Here is a 14,927-nt window from a genome sequence, read left to right as displayed (position 1 = left end):
CCCCTAGCCCGCAAGGCGCATCCTGCCCGAGCGTCGCGTGAAACGCGCTTCGGGCTGAAAGCCCGAGAAGCGATGGGCGTTGTTTTGGTCTGGAACCCAAACTTTCGTTGTCTTTAAAGGGCGTTGACCAGCTCTTTATAATACCGTCCGCGTACCTCAAAGTTGGGGAACGCATCATAACTTGCACAGGCGGGCGAGAGCGACACGATGTCCCCCGCTTTGGCGTTCTCCCGCGCGATCTGCACCGCTTGTTCCAGATCCTTCGCCCGCAGGATGGTGAGCTGTGCGGGGTCGTAGCTGCCGCAGGCTTTGACTGCCGCTTCGATCTTGTCAGCAGTGGTGCCGGTCAGGATCAGCAGCTTGACCTTCTCCGCCAGTTTGGGGGCGAGCGGCTCAAACGGGATTTTCTTATCGTAGCCGCCAGCCAGAAGGATCAGCCGCTGGTCGAACGCGGCCAGCCCTGCCATCGTACGGGTCGGGGTGGTGGCGATCGAGTCGTTGTACCATCTCACGCCGTCCAGCTCCCGCACCAGCTCAATCCGGTGCTCCACTCCCGCGAATTCGGTCGCCACATTATAAATCGCTTCGCGATCCACGTATCCCCAGACCGCACAGATCGCCCCAAGATAGTTTTTGATGTTGTGCCGGCCGGGAATCCGGATGTCGCTCGCGTGGATGACCTTCTGCGCCTCCCCATTGATTGACATATAGAGAATACCGTCCCCGCCAAGGTATGCCCCCGACCTTACCGGATGTTCGGTCGAGAATTCGAATGTCTGGCCCCTCGTCTGCCCTACGAACGATGCGGCAAGGTCGTTGTCCACCCCCAGAACCGTCCGGGAAAACGCCCCCTGATGCTGGAAGATGTTCTTTTTCGCATCCACATATTCCTGCATGTCCTTGTGCATATCCAGATGGTTGGGGGTGATGTTGGTAATAACCGCAATGTCCGGGCTGCGCCGCATCGAGATTAGCTGGAAACTCGAAAGCTCCACCACAGCAAAATCATTTTCCCGCACATCCTCAATGTCCGGCAGCAGTGCCCGTCCGATATTGCCGCCCAGATGCACCCGGTATCCCGCCTCTTTCAGAATCTCGGAAATCAGGGTGGTGCTGGTGGTCTTACCGTCGCTGCCGGTCACCGCGATCGTCCGGCAGGGACAGAGTTCAAAAAACAGCTCCATCTCACTGGTCACGGCGACGCCATTTTTGCGCAGCTCCTCCAGGACCGGCAGATGGAATTTCATGCCCGGTGTGCGCAGGACGATGTCTGCGTCGATCCCCTCCAGATAGTCGGGGCCAAGGTGCAGGGTGATCCCCTGCGCTTCAAAGTTGCTGCAAAGCGCCTGCCCTACCTGTTCCCGGGTGCGCTTGTCGCAGGCGGTGACCTTTGCGCCCCAGTCGTTCAGACGGAAGATCAGGTCCGAATGGCTTACGCCTATGCCGATCACGGTCACCCGTTTGCCCTTGATCTCCTCCAAAAAGTGTTTGACCCTGCTGTCCATATCCATGCCTCCAGATTTTCGATTTTTCAAACAATTTCAGTGTGGCTCCGTTCTATGCCCGCTATGCAGGCGGGGTCACAGAGGCGCGACCACATAGTCGACCACCGCGGACTCTCTGCCGCCCTCTATGTAAACACGCGGAACCCGCCGCCCGATCAGGCAGCATTCCTCATAGTTGATCGTTCCGTTCACCGCCGCAAAATCATCCAGTGTGATCCGGTTTTCCCCGTCCGCGCCGAGCAGCGTCACCCGGTCGCCCGTCTGTATCTGCGAAATCCCGGTCACGTCGACCATCATCTGGTCCATACAGACCGCCCCTGTTACCTGCGCGAACTGCCCATGGATCAGCACTCTGCCCCGGTTGGTGAAGCTGCGGCGGTATCCGTCCGCGTATCCGACCGCGATCGAGGCGATCGTCCGGCCACCTTCCCCTGCGGCATACCGTCTGCCATAGCTGACCGCAACCCCTTCCTCCAGCTCTTTGACCATTGTAACCGTCGTATAGAGAGACATCGCCGGACGAAGAGCTGCCATCCCGGCGCATTCTGCGGACGGGTTCAGCCCATAGAGCACCACCCCGAGCCGCACCATGTCCAGATGCATCTCCGGATAGGCAAGCGCTCCCGCGCTGTTGCAGCAGTGCCGGAGCGCAAAATGAATTCCCCTCGTCTCCAAAAGCTTGAGTGTATCCAGAAACGCCTGGAACTGTCCTCTGGTATAGGCAGCGCTGTCCGGATTGTACTCGTCTGCACAGGCAAAATGGGTGAAGATACCGGTGCAGGAAAGCCCCGGGAGCGAGCAGGTCTGTGCAATCTCCTCCGCAGCCTGTGCGGCCTGCGACCGTTGGGCGTAAAAGCCGATCCGGGACATGCCGGTGTCCACCTTGATATGGCAGTCAACCCGGACACCCTGCCGCTGGGCGGCTTCCGAGAGGGCGTTCGCGTAATCAGGCGAATAAACTGTCTGGGAGACGTTCAGCCGGTTCAGCTCCCCGGCCAGCTCGGGCGGGGTGAACCCCAGAATCAGAATCGGCTTTTTGACCTCCTGACGGCGCAGCGAGATCGCCTCGTTGATATTGGAAACGCCAAACCAATCCGCGCCTTCCGCTTGCAGCGTGCGGGAGACAAATCCGTCCCCGTGTCCATAGGCGTCCGCCTTGACTACCGCCATTGTCAGGCAGCTTCCCGAAAGCCGCTTTTTCAGCTCCCGGAAGTTGTGACGGATGCTGTCCAGGTCGATCTCCGCCCATGTGCGATGTAGATAATCCATTGGAAGTATCCCCTTTATTTCGCAATCACCATCGTCAAGCCGATGGCGTTGAGTAGAATTGATGCTCCAAGCGTCACCAGCGCCCAGATCGAGTTGGTATTGAATAAAAGCAGGAGCGCAACCAACAATATCACTATGCCGACAGCGAGTATTTTCAGCCCCAGTTTTCGTTTTGCCATCTTGTCTCCTATCCTTTGTTTTTGTGTTTCCTGGTAAAAAACCGTTTGTTTCGCGTACTTTGATTGTATTATCATGAAACAAGGCCGTTTGCAACAGCCCCCTGGGCGGGATCGCCGCGGGCTAAAAAGAATCAAAAGCATCCTTTTTCAGCGTTTCCTTTATAATATACACCAACCCTTCCGGTTTTACAACCGAACAAGGAAATTTATATTGGATTATCACAGTTTGGGGGAATATGTATGCATCTTTTCAGAACCGATCTCGCGGTCGAATCGGCCGCGCCATTCCGGGACAGGCTGCCGGACGGCGTTTCCTGCTCGGAACGGGAGCAGGAGGGGATTCGGGTCACTGCTGTCGAGATCACCAGCCAGCAGGCCGCAAAGCAGCTCGGTAAGCCGGTCGGGCGGTATGTCACTGTCGGGATGCCGCCGATCGGCGGTCCGGTGAATCCTGCTGATGAGGTGACCCATCTGCTCGCGGAGGAACTGCGCAGGATGCTGCCGCCCGAAGGGATGGTGCTGGTAGTGGGGCTGGGGAACGCACAGATTACACCCGATGCGCTCGGCCCGCTGACCGTCCGTCAGATACTCGCTACCCGCCATATCCCGGCCCAGCTCGCCGAACAGACCGGCCTCTCCGGGCTGCGGCCGGTCGCGGCAATCGCTCCCGGCGTGCTCGGGCAGACCGGCATTGAAACCGGCGAGATCATCCTTTCGATCGTCCGCGATCTCTCCCCGGCGGCTGTGGTGGCGGTCGATGCGCTGGCCGCCGGTTCCCCTGAACGGCTCGGATGCACCATCCAGCTTTCAGACAGCGGCATCTCCCCCGGATCGGGTGTGCTGAATGCCCGCAAGGAGCTTTCGCGTCAGTCGCTTGGTGTGCCGGTCCTCTCGCTGGGAATTCCTACAGTCGTCGATGGCGGCACCCTCGTCTGCGGCTTGCTCGGATGCGAGGACGAATCCCGTGTCCCGGAGGAAGCGCGCGCCATGATGGTTACTCCCCGCGACGTCGACGCCCTCATCGAGCGGGGCGCCAAACATCTCTCGCTGGCCCTCAACGCCGCTTTGCAGCCCCAGCTCTCGCTCGAGGAGATCAGTTATCTGGTTTCCTGACCATGCTCTGTCCCACCGGCCATCCTGCCTTTTGACCAGCCTGCCCGGCAGGGAAGCCCGGATGCAGCGGCATAATTCCTGCCCCTCCCCGCATAAGATGAAGGGAATCTGATTTTTGAACTCGGTTGTGGGGAGGCGGTCAAGCTGAAACGGTCTGGACGCATTCGCCGTCGGTATCTCCCGGCGGCTATGACTGCAATCTTCGTCATCCCCCTTTCCCTGGCAGCACTCCGGATGTCCCCGCTCGATCTGAGCAGGCTGCCCGAACAGGCCGCTCTGCTTTCCGCAATGGTCAACATGCCGGAAGGCTCGATCGAACTTTTGGAATCCCGTTTTCGGGACAGGCTCGATCAGGAATATCGAACCCAGGGAGAGGAATCGGAGGTAGAGCCTTACATCTCTGACTGGCCGGACGAGGAAAACCCAGATTTGGAACCCCCGCCTGCGTCGAGCCAGCCCAGTCCCTCTGTGAATGAGGAAGAGGAACCGGTCGTCACCGACCCTTCCCCTGCAAAGGACCCCCCACCCGAAATACCAGAGGAATATCGCGGGACGCTATTGCAGGAGAATATGGCCGGCACCGCGAAAAACCTGTTGCGGTATGGCGCTGGCAAACTGCGCAACTATACCGACGAGCCGGACAGTGAGATCGTAGAGATCATGGAGCAGGGGATGAACCTCACCCTCGAGCGGACCGACGCGCCGCAGGTCCTGATCTTCCACACCCATGCTACCGAAAGCTATGAGCCGTATGACAGCGAAACCTACGACACGCGGAACACCTGGCGGGATACCGATAACCACAAAAATATGGTGGCTGTGGGCAATGCCCTGGAGCAGGTACTGTCCGATGCGGGGATCGGGGTTGTGCACGACACCACCCAGCACGACTACCCCTCCTACAATGGCTCCTATGAACGCAGCGCCGAGACGATCAAGTCCTATCTGGAAAAATATCCGACCATCAAGATCGCGCTGGATGTGCATCGGGATGCGATCCAGCGGGAATCCGACCTGATCGTCAAGCCGGTGGTCGAGATCAACGGCCGCAAAGCCGCCCAGCTCATGATTATCACCGGATGCGAGGACGGCACAATGGGCGTTCCCGAATGGCGGCAGAACCTGCGGTTTGCAGCTTCTTTGCAGGATGCGGTCGAGCAGGACTATCCCCAACTCACCCGTCCGATTTTCTTCTGCTACCGCAAGTATAACATGGACCTGACCACTGGGTCACTCCTGCTCGAGATCGGCTCCAATGCAAACACCCTCGATGAAAGCATCTATTCCGCAGAGCTGATCGGCAATTCGCTCGCCAAACTGCTCCTTGCCAATATGGAGCAGGCGGAGGAATAGCAAGTGTTCTCTTCGGGCTGGCTGCCAGCGAACCTGCGTCGAAGTGACAGCCCCCCGCAGGCGGGATGCCCCTTCTCGTAAAGATGCTACTACTCGTTAAGGATGTGAAAAAGAATGACAAATCAAAAGGATTTTAGGCTGTTTTTTGTATCTTTCCTGCTGACCCTCATGGCGGCGGGCTGGGTCACCCTCTTTTTCTGGGTCGATTCCACCAACTCCCAATATGAAAATACGGCGCCTTCCCCCGCGCTCGCCCTTTCCCAAACCTCCCAACTTGTCTGGAATGCCCAGTTTCTTGGGCAAAACTACACCCTCTCTCTCGATCCCTTCAACCGGCTCGAACAGGGGCGGAAAACCTACGCCAGCCTGACCACGCCACAGTCGGTACGGCTGCTTGAGCAGGCCTACAGCCTTGCGGTTTATAGCTGGAACAAATTTTACATTTCGTATAGAGAGAATCAATTTCGTCAAAACGTTGAATCCCAGGAGTATGGGGAACAAACCAATATTGGATGAAACCTGCCCAGATCTGTGAAAGAGGTGCTTTTCCAAGCGCCTTTTTCACAGGTTCTTTTTTGGGATGATGCAGGTCGCTTCCATCTTTCCATTTTTTCTCCGGTTTCCATTATTTAAAGTTTTACTCGATTTTTTTCAAAAAATCGCGGGGTCGAGGGGCAGTGAGGCAACGGAAGTTTGGGTTCCAGCCCAAACTTCCGGGGCGCAAGCGCCCTTCTTCGGGGGTCTTCCCGGGCTTTCAGCCCGAAGCGCGCAAAGCGCGATGCCCCCTCAGTTTGCCTTACGGGCGAGGGGTCGGTGACCCCTCGCCGCAGGCCCCTCCCCGATGGGACAAAGTGCGCTTTTTATCTGTTCTTTATCCAAAAGTTTCGTCCACCTTTTCAAAGGTGGCAGGGTCGAGGGGCGGAGCCCCCGACGCGTTCCGCACTGCGAGCCGCAGCGAAGCGTTTCGAGCGCAACCCGCCGAAGGCGGGCTCTTAGCGCGAGATGAGCGCGGAACACTTTATCCTGTGAAGCGCTTTTTTCGGGTGAATTGCCGCGATGCGGCAAGAGGGGGCTTTTTGCAAGTGAAAAAGCCCCCTTGCAGAAAGAAATCAACACAATTCCTCGCCTATCCGGTATCCCCTGATTATGAATACAGGTTTAAAGATTTTCCTTGTATCTTTCACAATTACGTGCTACTATAAACGTGTTATCTGGAACCGTTTGAATGACAGGAATGCGGACCTGGAATCCGCAGCTTGAATGGGAGGCCCAACGGATGAAGATTGTAATTGTAGGCGATGGCAAGGTGGGCTACAATCTGACCAAACAGCTCTCGAAAGAAGGGCACGACATCGTAGTCATCGACAGCAATAAGGACGTTTTGCAGGAATCGGTCGAGACGCTCGACGTCATGGTCGTGCATGGCAACGGCGCGAGCCTGAAAGTGCAGAAGCAGGCGAATGTTGCAAACTGTGATCTGCTGATCGCGGCAACCTCTGCGGATGAATTGAATATGCTCTGCTGCATCGTTGCGCGCAAGCTCGGGGATGCGCACACGATTGCCCGCGTCCGCAATCCCGAATATGCGGAACAGCTGATCTTCCTGAAGGAAGAACTGGGGTTGAGCCTGACCATCAACCCCGAACTCGCGGCCGCAAGAGAAACCTTTAAACTGCTTCAGTTCCCGTCGTTCCTGCGGCGGGACTCGTTTGCCAAGGGAAAAGTGGAGATCGTTGAACTGATTTTGCGCGAGGGCGGCCTGCTCGACGGGCAGAAGCTCTCCGAGCTTTATAAAATCGCCAAGGTCAATGTGCTTGTCTGCGCGGTCGAGCGGGAAGGGAAAGCCTATATCCCGGACGGTAACTTCTGCTTGCAGAAAAAAGATAAAATCTATGTCACCGCCCCTTCCCATGAGCTGACCTCCCTGATCAAACATCTGGGGCTGGTGACGCACAAGGTCCGCGATGTCATGATTATCGGCGGGAGCCGGATCGCCTATTACCTCGCTATGAGCCTGCTCGGCGCCGGGGTCGCGGTCAAGATCATTGAGCAGCGGCGGGAACGCTGCCTCGAACTCGCTGAAATGCTCCCCAAGGCCACCATTATCCATGGGGCGGGCGCCAACCAGGAGGTCCTGCTCGAAGAGGGAATCCGTGAAACCGATGCGGTGGTTACCCTTACCGATATGGACGAGGAAAACCTGATCGTTTCGATGTATGCCAACCATCTGGGCGTGCCCAAGGTGGTCACCAAGATCAACCGCACCGAATACACCGAGGTCTTCCGCGATAAGGGGATCGACTGCGTCATCAGCCCAAAACAGATCACTGCCAATGACATCGTGCGGTATGTCCGGGCGATGCAGAACACCAGCGGCGGTTCGGTGCTCACCCTGCACCGGCTGGTGGATGACATGGTAGAGGCGCTCGAGTTCCGCGCCAACGCCACCACCCGCCATCTCGGGGAAACCCTTGCCCAGATCCAGCTCAAAAAGGGAATCCTGATCGCCTGCATTACCCGGTATGGGAAGGTTATCATCCCAAGGGGTAATGACACGATCGAACTGAACGATACGGTCGTTGTTGTCACCACCTCGGACAGGTTGTATAAAGACCTCAATGACATCTTTTTGGATGGGCCGGTCCCCGCCAATACCTACGGCACCACCGACCCCAACCGGAGCTGATCCAGGGGGGATGAAAGGATGAACTATCGGATGCTGGCCTATATCCTGGGGTATATCCTCCGGATCCAGGCCCTGTTTATGCTCCCGGGGCTGGCGATCTCGCTGGCCCGCGGGGAATCAAGCGCTGTTTACGGCTTCTTGATCGCCATTTTGCTGCTGCTCGTGGTCAGTGCGGCGAGCTTTTTCCTCAAGCCCAAAGAACGCCATTTTTATGCGCGGGATGGGTTGGTGATTGTTGCCCTGGTCTGGATCGTCATGTCGGTGTTCGGGGCGCTGCCCTTCTTCATCAGCCGTGAGATCCCCCATTTTATCGACGCGCTGTTTGAAACCGTCTCCGGGTTTACCACCACCGGCGCAAGCATTTTAACCAGCGTGGAAGCGATGCCGCATGGCCTCCTTTACTGGCGCAGCTTCACCCACTGGCTGGGCGGCATGGGCGTTCTGGTCTTCCTGCTCGCCATCCTGCCGATGGCACAGGGGTCTGGCTCCTCACTTCACCTCATGCGCGCCGAAAGCCCCGGCCCCGAGGTTGGCAAGCTCGCCCCCAAAATGCGCAAGACCGCAGTCATCCTTTATGCGATCTACTGTGTCATGACGGTGGTCCAGATGGGGCTGCTCCTTCTGAGTGGTATGCCGCTCTTCGACAGCGTCTGCATCTCGTTCGGTACTGCTGGAACCGGAGGGTTCGGAGTGCTGAACGATAGCTGTGTGCGTTATACCTTTTTGCAGCAGAATATCATCGCTGTGTTTATGGTGCTCTTCGGAATCAATTTCAGCATCTACTACCTGCTGCTCCTCCGCGAATTTTCACGCGCGTTCTTCAATGAAGAGCTGCGTGCCTATCTCGGCATCGTGACGGCGGCTACACTGCTGATCGGATACAATACACTGCCGCTCTTCAATGGGAATTTTGGGGATTCCTTACACCATGCCTTTTTCCAGGTCGCGTCGATTATGACCACCTCCGGGTTCGCTACCACCGACTTCAACCTCTGGCCTGAGTTCTCTCGTACCATCCTTGTCGTCTTGATGGTCATTGGCGCATCCGCCGGTTCGACCGGCGGCGGTATCAAAGTCTCGCGCGGGCTGCTCCTTCTCAAAAATGCCAGACAGACCATCCGCCGGATGATTAACCCGCGTGAAGTCAACCTGGTACGGATGGATCAGGAGGTTGTCGGGGAGGATACCCTGCATGGCGTCAACGTCTATATGACCTTCTACTGCCTGATCGGGGTGGTTTCCCTGTTAGTCATCTCCAAGGATAATTTTTCGCTCGAATCCAACATCACGGCTGTGCTCTCCTGCCTCAATAATATCGGGCCGGGGTTGGGTGCGGTCGGCCCCATGGAGAATTTTTCAGCCTATTCCGGCCTGAGCAAGCTCGTCCTGACGATGGACATGCTCTTTGGCCGGCTCGAGATCTTCCCCATGCTGACCCTGCTGCTGCCTTCCGTCTGGCGGCGTGCGTCCCAGCGCGGCAAAGTTTCCATGGTGTAAAACGGCGGGCGGTGTCCCCCTTCGCAGCTTCCATGCCTATGGGATCGAGTGTTCGAGGCATTCCCCGGATTCGCGGGGATGTACACACCGTTCGAATTTTTATAACAATTTGTTTGAAACGAGCATTAAAATACTATTCGTATTTTAATGCTCGTTTCTTTACTCTTTTTTTTTAAAATTTTTTGAAAGGTGCAGTTTTTCTGCACCTTTTTCGTTTTTGGACGGAGGGGTGAAAGGAGTTGATGGTTACGGATCAGGTTGATCTAGTGCAGGCAAAAAAATTATTCTGCATCTTTGTGGCACGTGGATTCGAGCCGGAAGAGGCTGCTGTGCGTTCTGGTATCCCGATAGACGGCGATCCCGCACGCACCGCATGTCTGCTGCTCGGGGAGTACGGCCTACGCAGGAGAATCGCCCGGCTGACAAAGGCGCTTGCCTTCTGTGCCCCTGCGGCACGCGCAAGGTCCGGTTTGGAACGGCTCGCCCTCGGGGCTGGGTACGGTCGGGAAGAGGTGCAGCTGGCGGATGGGGCAGACCCGCTGCCGCCCGATCTGTTGTTTCACCTCGCAGAGGTAAAGTACCCCAAGGGCGGAGGGGTTGAGCTGAAATTCTTCGACCGGCTGAAAGCGCTCTCCCTCCTCGCTGGGTTGGAGGGGGAAGGCGGGGAAGCCGAATCTCCGCTGCTCGATGCACTCTCCCGCTCGGCAAATGCGCTCGCGGGGCCGAAAGGGGAGCAGGGGCGTGAAGATTGAACGGTTTTCCCGGAAACAGCTCGCCGCCATCAGTTGGTGGCATCCAGACAGCCCTCATGCCGGATGCTGTGCGGTCATCTGCGATGGGGCGGTGCGCAGCGGTAAGACCTTCTGCCTGTCGGTCGGGTTCGTTAGCTGGGCGATGGCCTGTTTCGACCGCCAGAGTTTCGCCCTCTGCGGGCGCACTGTCCTTTCTCTCCGGCGTAACCTCGTCACGCCTCTGACCGCCTGTCTGGGGGAGCTGGGATTCCGGTGTGCAGACCACCCGTCACGCGGATACATCGAAATCTCCCGCGGCAGACGGTCCAACCGGTTCTACCTGTTTGGGGGAAGGGATGAAGGAAGCGCCGCTCTCATCCAGGGGGCCACCCTCGCCGGCGTGCTGTTCGACGAGGTCGCCCTGATGCCCCGTTCGTTCGTCGAACAGGCGCTCGCCCGATGTTCGGTGGAAGGCGCGCGGTTCTGGTTCAGCTGCAACCCGGAGCACCCGGCTCACTGGTTTTATACCGAATGGATCTGCCGCGCAGAGGCCCGGAACGCCCTCTATCTGCATTTTGCCATGCGCGATAACCCGTCCCTTTCTCCTGCGGTGCTCGCCCGCTATGAATCCCTTTATTCAGGCAGTTTCTACGAGCGGTTTGTGTTGGGGAAATGGGTCGCTGCGCAGGGGGCGGTTTACCCAATGTTTGATCCTGCGGTGCATCTGTTCGATCAGCCGCCTGCCTGCCGCAGGTTCTTCCTCTCCTGCGATTATGGCACCGTCAACCCCACTTCCATGGGGCTGTGGGGGGAGAGGGATGGGGTTTGGTATCGGCTGGACGAGTTCTACTATGACTCCCGCAGGGAAGGGCGCCAGATGACCGATGAGGAATATTATCAGGCATTGGAGTCGCTTGCCGGTACGCGGGAAGTTGAGGCGGTGATCGTCGACCCGTCGGCCGCCAGCTTTATCGCCTGCATCCGCAGGCATGGAAGGTTTTTTGTCATCCCCGCCAAAAATAGCGTCGCTGATGGCATCCGGCTGGTCGGAAGCCTGCTCAAACAGGGGAAACTCCGGTTTTCCCGCCGGTGTGAAGGGTTGATCCGGGAGTTCTCCCTCTACCGCTGGGATGGCCGCGCCGGTCGGGATTGCCCCGTCAAGGAGCATGACCATGCGATGGACGATATGCGGTATTTCGCTGCTACCGTCCTCGACGAGCCGGAGGGCGGCGCTTTCTTCGCCGCGTGCAGCCGCGGCGGGGGCTGACACAGCAGCGTGTATAGCCAGCCAGGCGCAAAGTATCTTCTCGTAAGCAGGTGCAAAGGCTGGCGAACTGTTTGATCTAGGCTTAAAAAAGGCAAGGGAATCCATGGTGAATTTCGCCAGATGCAGAATGGGGTTCCATTATTTTAGGTAAGGAGGGATTTCTCATTGAAATTTTCCAACCTGTGGAAAAGAGGGGAGGCGGCGCGCTCTGTTCAAACCGCGCGGGAGCCATGCGCCGCCTGGAACGGGATGCTCCCCCTCTACACCCGGGACTGCGCAGTCTATGACGGGCTGCGCCGCTCGATCCCGGTGGTCGATGCGGCAATCGACAAGATCGGACGGCTCACCGGTGGGTGCAGGCCGGTTTGCTCGAATCCCCGCGCGCAGGCCGAACTGGAACAATTGTTCCGAGAGGTTCCGGTGGGCGGTATGTCCCAGGGGTTTGAGGCGTTTTTACGGCAGTATCTCGACAGCCTGCTCCTCTATGGCAATGCGGCCGGCGAGATCGTCCTCTCCCGCGACGGGGAGTCGATCGCCGGGCTTTACAACGCCTCGGTGCGCAACCTGCATTTCCAGGAGGGGGAGTCGCCATTTGAGGTGCGGGTCTGCGCCGCCAGAAATGGGGCGGTCCCCGTCCCGGTGCCCTATCCGCAGCTGATCGTCTGTTCCGCGCTTAATCCACCTGCCGGCCAACTGCGCGGAGAGTCGATTTTGAGCGGCCTGCCGTTCGTCTGCGATGTGCTCATGAAAATCTATGCTTCGATGGGACAGAACTTTGAGCGGATCGCCAACCTGCGGTATGCGGTCACCTACAAACCCGGCGCCGGTTCGCTCGACCGCGCGTATGCCAAAGAAATTGCCGGGAATATCGCTCGGGAGTGGGGGGATGCGATGGCTTCCAGCAAGGCCGGCAACATCAAGGATTTTGTCGCGGTCGGGGATGTCGATATTAAGGTGATCGGCGCTGATAACCAGATGATCGACACCGAAATACCGGTGCGGCAGATGCTCGAACAGATCGTCGCCAAGCTGGGAATTCCGCCCTTCCTGCTCGGCCTGAACTGGTCTACCACCGAGCGGATGAGCGCCCAGCAGGCAGACATCCTTACCTCCGAGCTGGAAAGCTACCGGAGGCTGGTGGAACCCGCGATCCTCAAAATCTGCAACCTCTTCCTGCGGCTCCGGGGATATACCTGTGAAGCCGGGATTGCGTGGGACAACATCAATTTACAGGACGAGCTGGAACTCGCAAATGCCCGTCTGACCAATTTGCAGGCCGACCAGCTCGAACAACAGCTCCAAAAGGAGGGAAATCAGATATGAAACAGGCTTTGATCCTGAAAAATTTGGGTGGGGAGGTATCTGCTGCCCAGCTCGAGGCGATCAACCGGTTTTCCAGGCGGGCATTGGAAGCGGATGAGGTGTATGTCTTTTCGCTCCTGCTCTGCGATAACGCGGTTGACCGCGACGGGGAACGGTTTTCGTCCGGTGCGCTCCAGAAGCTCGCTTCGCTTTTCGTCGGCAAAACCGGTATCTTCAACCATGACCCCAAAGGCCAGAACCAGACCGCCCGCATCTTTGAAACAGCGGTCGAGACCGATGATGGACGGGTGGTCGAAAACGGCGAGCCTTATCGGGCGTTAAGGGCCTGGGCGTATATGGTGCGCTGCCCCAAAAATGAGGACCTGATTCTCGAGATTGACGCGGGCATCAAAAAAGAGGTCAGCGTCGGGTGTGCAGTGGGGAAGGTGCTTTGCTCGGTCTGCGGCGCTGATCTGCGCGATCAGCCCTGCGGGCACCGTCCCGGAGAGGTCTACAATGGCGTCCTGTGCTGGCGGGAACTGGAGGAGCCGACCGACGCGTATGAATGGTCATTCGTAGCTGTGCCCGCCCAGCGCAATGCCGGGGTGACCAAGCAGTTTTCTGCCGCGGAGCCCGGCCAGCTGCGAAAGGCGCTTGAAAGCGGCCAGGAGGTTCTGCTCGACCCGGCGCAGGCCGCCGCCCTCGCGGATCAGTTGCGGTCGCTCGAATCCCTCGCCGAGGACGGCCGCGCACGTCTCGACCGGCTCCGCCGCAAGATGGTCGCGCTCGCCGCTTTCGCTCTGCCCTCGGTCCCCGCCGGTACGGTTGGTGAGGTCGCAAAAGGGATGGATGCCGGACAGCTCGAAGCCTTCTGCCGCGGGCTTTCCAGTATGCAGGGAACCCCGCCCAGCCTACAGCTCGGCGGGACATCCAAACCCGCGCCCGACAATCAGGCGTTCTGTATCTGACACCACTTTTTGAATGGAGGAATCTTTTGTATGAATTACCAGAACATCAAACTCGACAAGTCGATGTACAAGTCCGGTGTGCCGTTCTCCGCCCAGCTCGAGAAGCTTGACCCTTCCGCAAACTATGCCGGAACCGATCTCGCCGGGATGGACGCCTTCCAGCGCCAGCTCAAACGGTTCGATATCCGGGTCAGCGGTGCAAACAGCGATCCCGTCTCCAAGTTTTTCAGCACTGCCGATTCTGCCGCCCTCTTTCCCGAATATGTCGCACGCGCGGTCATGCAGGGGGCGGACGAAACCGCTGCCATCAACAACATCATCGCCTCCCGGACGGTCATTAACTCGCTCGACTACCGCACCATTACCACCGCCGCCGGCCATGATGTGGAGGCAAAAGTCGTTGCAGAGGGGGCGGAGATTCCGGAAACAGTCGTCAAACTTAAGGACAATCTCGTGAAGATGGTCAAGCGCGGAAGAATGCTTGTTGCTTCCTATGAGGCTGTCCGGTTCCAGCGGATTGATCTGTTCACCGTCACCCTCAAGCAGATCGGCGCTTATATCACCAAGGCCCAGCTCGCGGATGCGGTCGATGTGCTCATCAACGGCGACGGCCCGGATCATGCCAACAACAATCCGGCTGCGGTGGTCGAAACCGCCGGTGCAGGTGCGCTTACCTATGCCGACCTGCTCAGCCTCTGGTCGGCTTTCGATGAGTTCCAGATGAATACGTTGATTGCTTCCCCTGACATGATGCAGAAGCTGCTGACCCTTACCGAGCTGCGGGATCCGGTCGCTGGGCTGAACTTTACCGGCAGCGGTATGGTCGGCACCCCGCTGGGGGCCAATGTGATCCGCTCCAAGGCGGTGCCTGCGGGTACCATCGTTGCACTTGACAAGAATTTTGCCCTCGAGATGGTCACTGCGGGCGAGATCGCTGTGGACGCCGACCGCCTGATCGACTCCCAGCTCGAACGTGCCGCTGTTACCGCGACCTCCGGGTTTGCAAAAATTTTTCCCGATGCCTGTAAGGTGCTCAAACTCAAAGCGTGAGGAGGTG

At 58.0% G+C, this 14,927-nt stretch carries 13 protein-coding genes; 10 read left to right on the top strand and 3 right to left on the bottom strand.

Annotated features, from left to right (window positions below):
* Nucleotides 1-113: 113 nt before the first annotated feature.
* The 3 genes from murD to C814_RS0105975 form a co-directional block, all read right to left on the bottom strand.
* Nucleotides 114-1,505, bottom strand: coding sequence for a UDP-N-acetylmuramoyl-L-alanine--D-glutamate ligase (gene murD / locus C814_RS21795; RefSeq protein WP_016317632.1), 1,392 nt, complete (start codon nt 1,503-1,505; stop codon nt 114-116).
* Nucleotides 1,506-1,580: 75 nt separating this feature from the next.
* Complete coding sequence (gene alr, locus C814_RS21790; RefSeq protein WP_016317631.1) at nt 1,581-2,774, bottom strand: alanine racemase; 1,194 nt, start codon at nt 2,772-2,774, stop codon at nt 1,581-1,583.
* A 14-nt stretch (nt 2,775-2,788) separates the two neighbouring features.
* Nucleotides 2,789-2,953, bottom strand: a complete 165-nt coding sequence (locus C814_RS0105975; protein ID WP_016317630.1) for a hypothetical protein — start codon at nt 2,951-2,953, stop codon at nt 2,789-2,791.
* Nucleotides 2,954-3,193: 240 nt separating this feature from the next.
* On the opposite strand from C814_RS0105975, the gene gpr reads away from it, so the two are divergent.
* From gpr to C814_RS21750, 10 genes are all read left to right on the top strand, one after another.
* Nucleotides 3,194-4,066, top strand: a complete 873-nt coding sequence (gpr, locus tag C814_RS21785) for a GPR endopeptidase (protein WP_016317629.1) — start codon at nt 3,194-3,196, stop codon at nt 4,064-4,066.
* 189 nt (nt 4,067-4,255) lie between these two features.
* Complete coding sequence (gene spoIIP, locus C814_RS0105970) at nt 4,256-5,419, top strand: stage II sporulation protein P (RefSeq protein ID WP_016317628.1); 1,164 nt, start codon at nt 4,256-4,258, stop codon at nt 5,417-5,419.
* Between the two features lie 114 nt (nt 5,420-5,533).
* Entirely contained in the window at nt 5,534-5,935 is a 402-nt protein-coding gene (locus C814_RS21780; RefSeq protein ID WP_016317627.1) for a hypothetical protein, read from the top strand.
* A gap of 709 nt (nt 5,936-6,644) precedes the next feature.
* The gene (gene trkA, locus C814_RS21775; protein WP_369750581.1) at nt 6,645-8,105 is read left to right on the top strand and encodes a Trk system potassium transporter TrkA; all 1,461 of its coding nucleotides are present in this window, start codon (nt 6,645-6,647) and stop codon (nt 8,103-8,105) included.
* 18 nt (nt 8,106-8,123) lie between these two features.
* The gene (locus C814_RS21770; protein ID WP_016317625.1) at nt 8,124-9,602 is read left to right on the top strand and encodes a TrkH family potassium uptake protein; all 1,479 of its coding nucleotides are present in this window, start codon (nt 8,124-8,126) and stop codon (nt 9,600-9,602) included.
* A 239-nt stretch (nt 9,603-9,841) separates the two neighbouring features.
* Nucleotides 9,842-10,354: a hypothetical protein gene (locus C814_RS0105965; RefSeq protein ID WP_022788629.1), complete on the top strand. Its 513-nt coding sequence runs from the start codon at nt 9,842-9,844 to the stop codon at nt 10,352-10,354.
* The gene (locus C814_RS21765; protein WP_016317623.1) at nt 10,344-11,600 is read left to right on the top strand and encodes a PBSX family phage terminase large subunit; all 1,257 of its coding nucleotides are present in this window, start codon (nt 10,344-10,346) and stop codon (nt 11,598-11,600) included. Before C814_RS0105965 ends, C814_RS21765 begins: the two co-directional genes overlap by 11 nt.
* 165 nt (nt 11,601-11,765) lie before the next feature.
* Nucleotides 11,766-12,923 carry a phage portal protein gene (locus C814_RS21760; RefSeq protein WP_016317622.1) on the top strand — a complete coding sequence of 386 codons (1,158 nt, stop codon included), beginning with the start codon at nt 11,766-11,768 and terminating at the stop codon, nt 12,921-12,923.
* Nucleotides 12,920-13,870 (top strand): hypothetical protein, encoded by a 951-nt coding sequence (locus C814_RS21755; protein WP_016317621.1) that lies wholly within the window; start codon nt 12,920-12,922, stop codon nt 13,868-13,870. The genes C814_RS21760 and C814_RS21755 overlap by 4 nt, the downstream gene beginning before the upstream one ends.
* 30 nt (nt 13,871-13,900) lie before the next feature.
* Nucleotides 13,901-14,920: a phage major capsid protein gene (locus C814_RS21750; RefSeq protein ID WP_016317620.1), complete on the top strand. Its 1,020-nt coding sequence runs from the start codon at nt 13,901-13,903 to the stop codon at nt 14,918-14,920.
* The last annotated feature ends 7 nt before the right edge of the window (nt 14,921-14,927 follow it).

Origin of the sequence: Anaerotruncus sp. G3(2012), assembly GCF_000403395.2 — a bacterium.
GTDB lineage: Bacteria > Bacillota > Clostridia > Oscillospirales > Ruminococcaceae > Anaerotruncus.
Note: the sequence above shows the minus strand (reverse complement) of the source record. Positions and strands in the feature narration are given on the sequence as shown.

What these genes read in the sequence shown, in the direction of transcription:
- murD (WP_016317632.1), bottom strand. Translation starts at nt 1,505, where the DNA reads ATGGACAGCAGGGTCAAACACTTTTTGGAGGAGATCAAGGGCAAACGG.
- alr (WP_016317631.1), bottom strand. Translation starts at nt 2,774, where the DNA reads ATGGATTATCTACATCGCACATGGGCGGAGATCGACCTGGACAGCATC.
- C814_RS0105975 (WP_016317630.1), bottom strand. Translation starts at nt 2,953, where the DNA reads ATGGCAAAACGAAAACTGGGGCTGAAAATACTCGCTGTCGGCATAGTG.
- gpr (WP_016317629.1), top strand. Translation starts at nt 3,194, where the DNA reads ATGCATCTTTTCAGAACCGATCTCGCGGTCGAATCGGCCGCGCCATTC.
- spoIIP (WP_016317628.1), top strand. Translation starts at nt 4,256, where the DNA reads ATGACTGCAATCTTCGTCATCCCCCTTTCCCTGGCAGCACTCCGGATG.
- C814_RS21780 (WP_016317627.1), top strand. Translation starts at nt 5,534, where the DNA reads ATGACAAATCAAAAGGATTTTAGGCTGTTTTTTGTATCTTTCCTGCTG.
- trkA (WP_369750581.1), top strand. Translation starts at nt 6,645, where the DNA reads ATGACAGGAATGCGGACCTGGAATCCGCAGCTTGAATGGGAGGCCCAA.
- C814_RS21770 (WP_016317625.1), top strand. Translation starts at nt 8,124, where the DNA reads ATGAACTATCGGATGCTGGCCTATATCCTGGGGTATATCCTCCGGATC.
- C814_RS21755 (WP_016317621.1), top strand. Translation starts at nt 12,920, where the DNA reads ATGAAACAGGCTTTGATCCTGAAAAATTTGGGTGGGGAGGTATCTGCT.
- C814_RS21750 (WP_016317620.1), top strand. Translation starts at nt 13,901, where the DNA reads ATGAATTACCAGAACATCAAACTCGACAAGTCGATGTACAAGTCCGGT.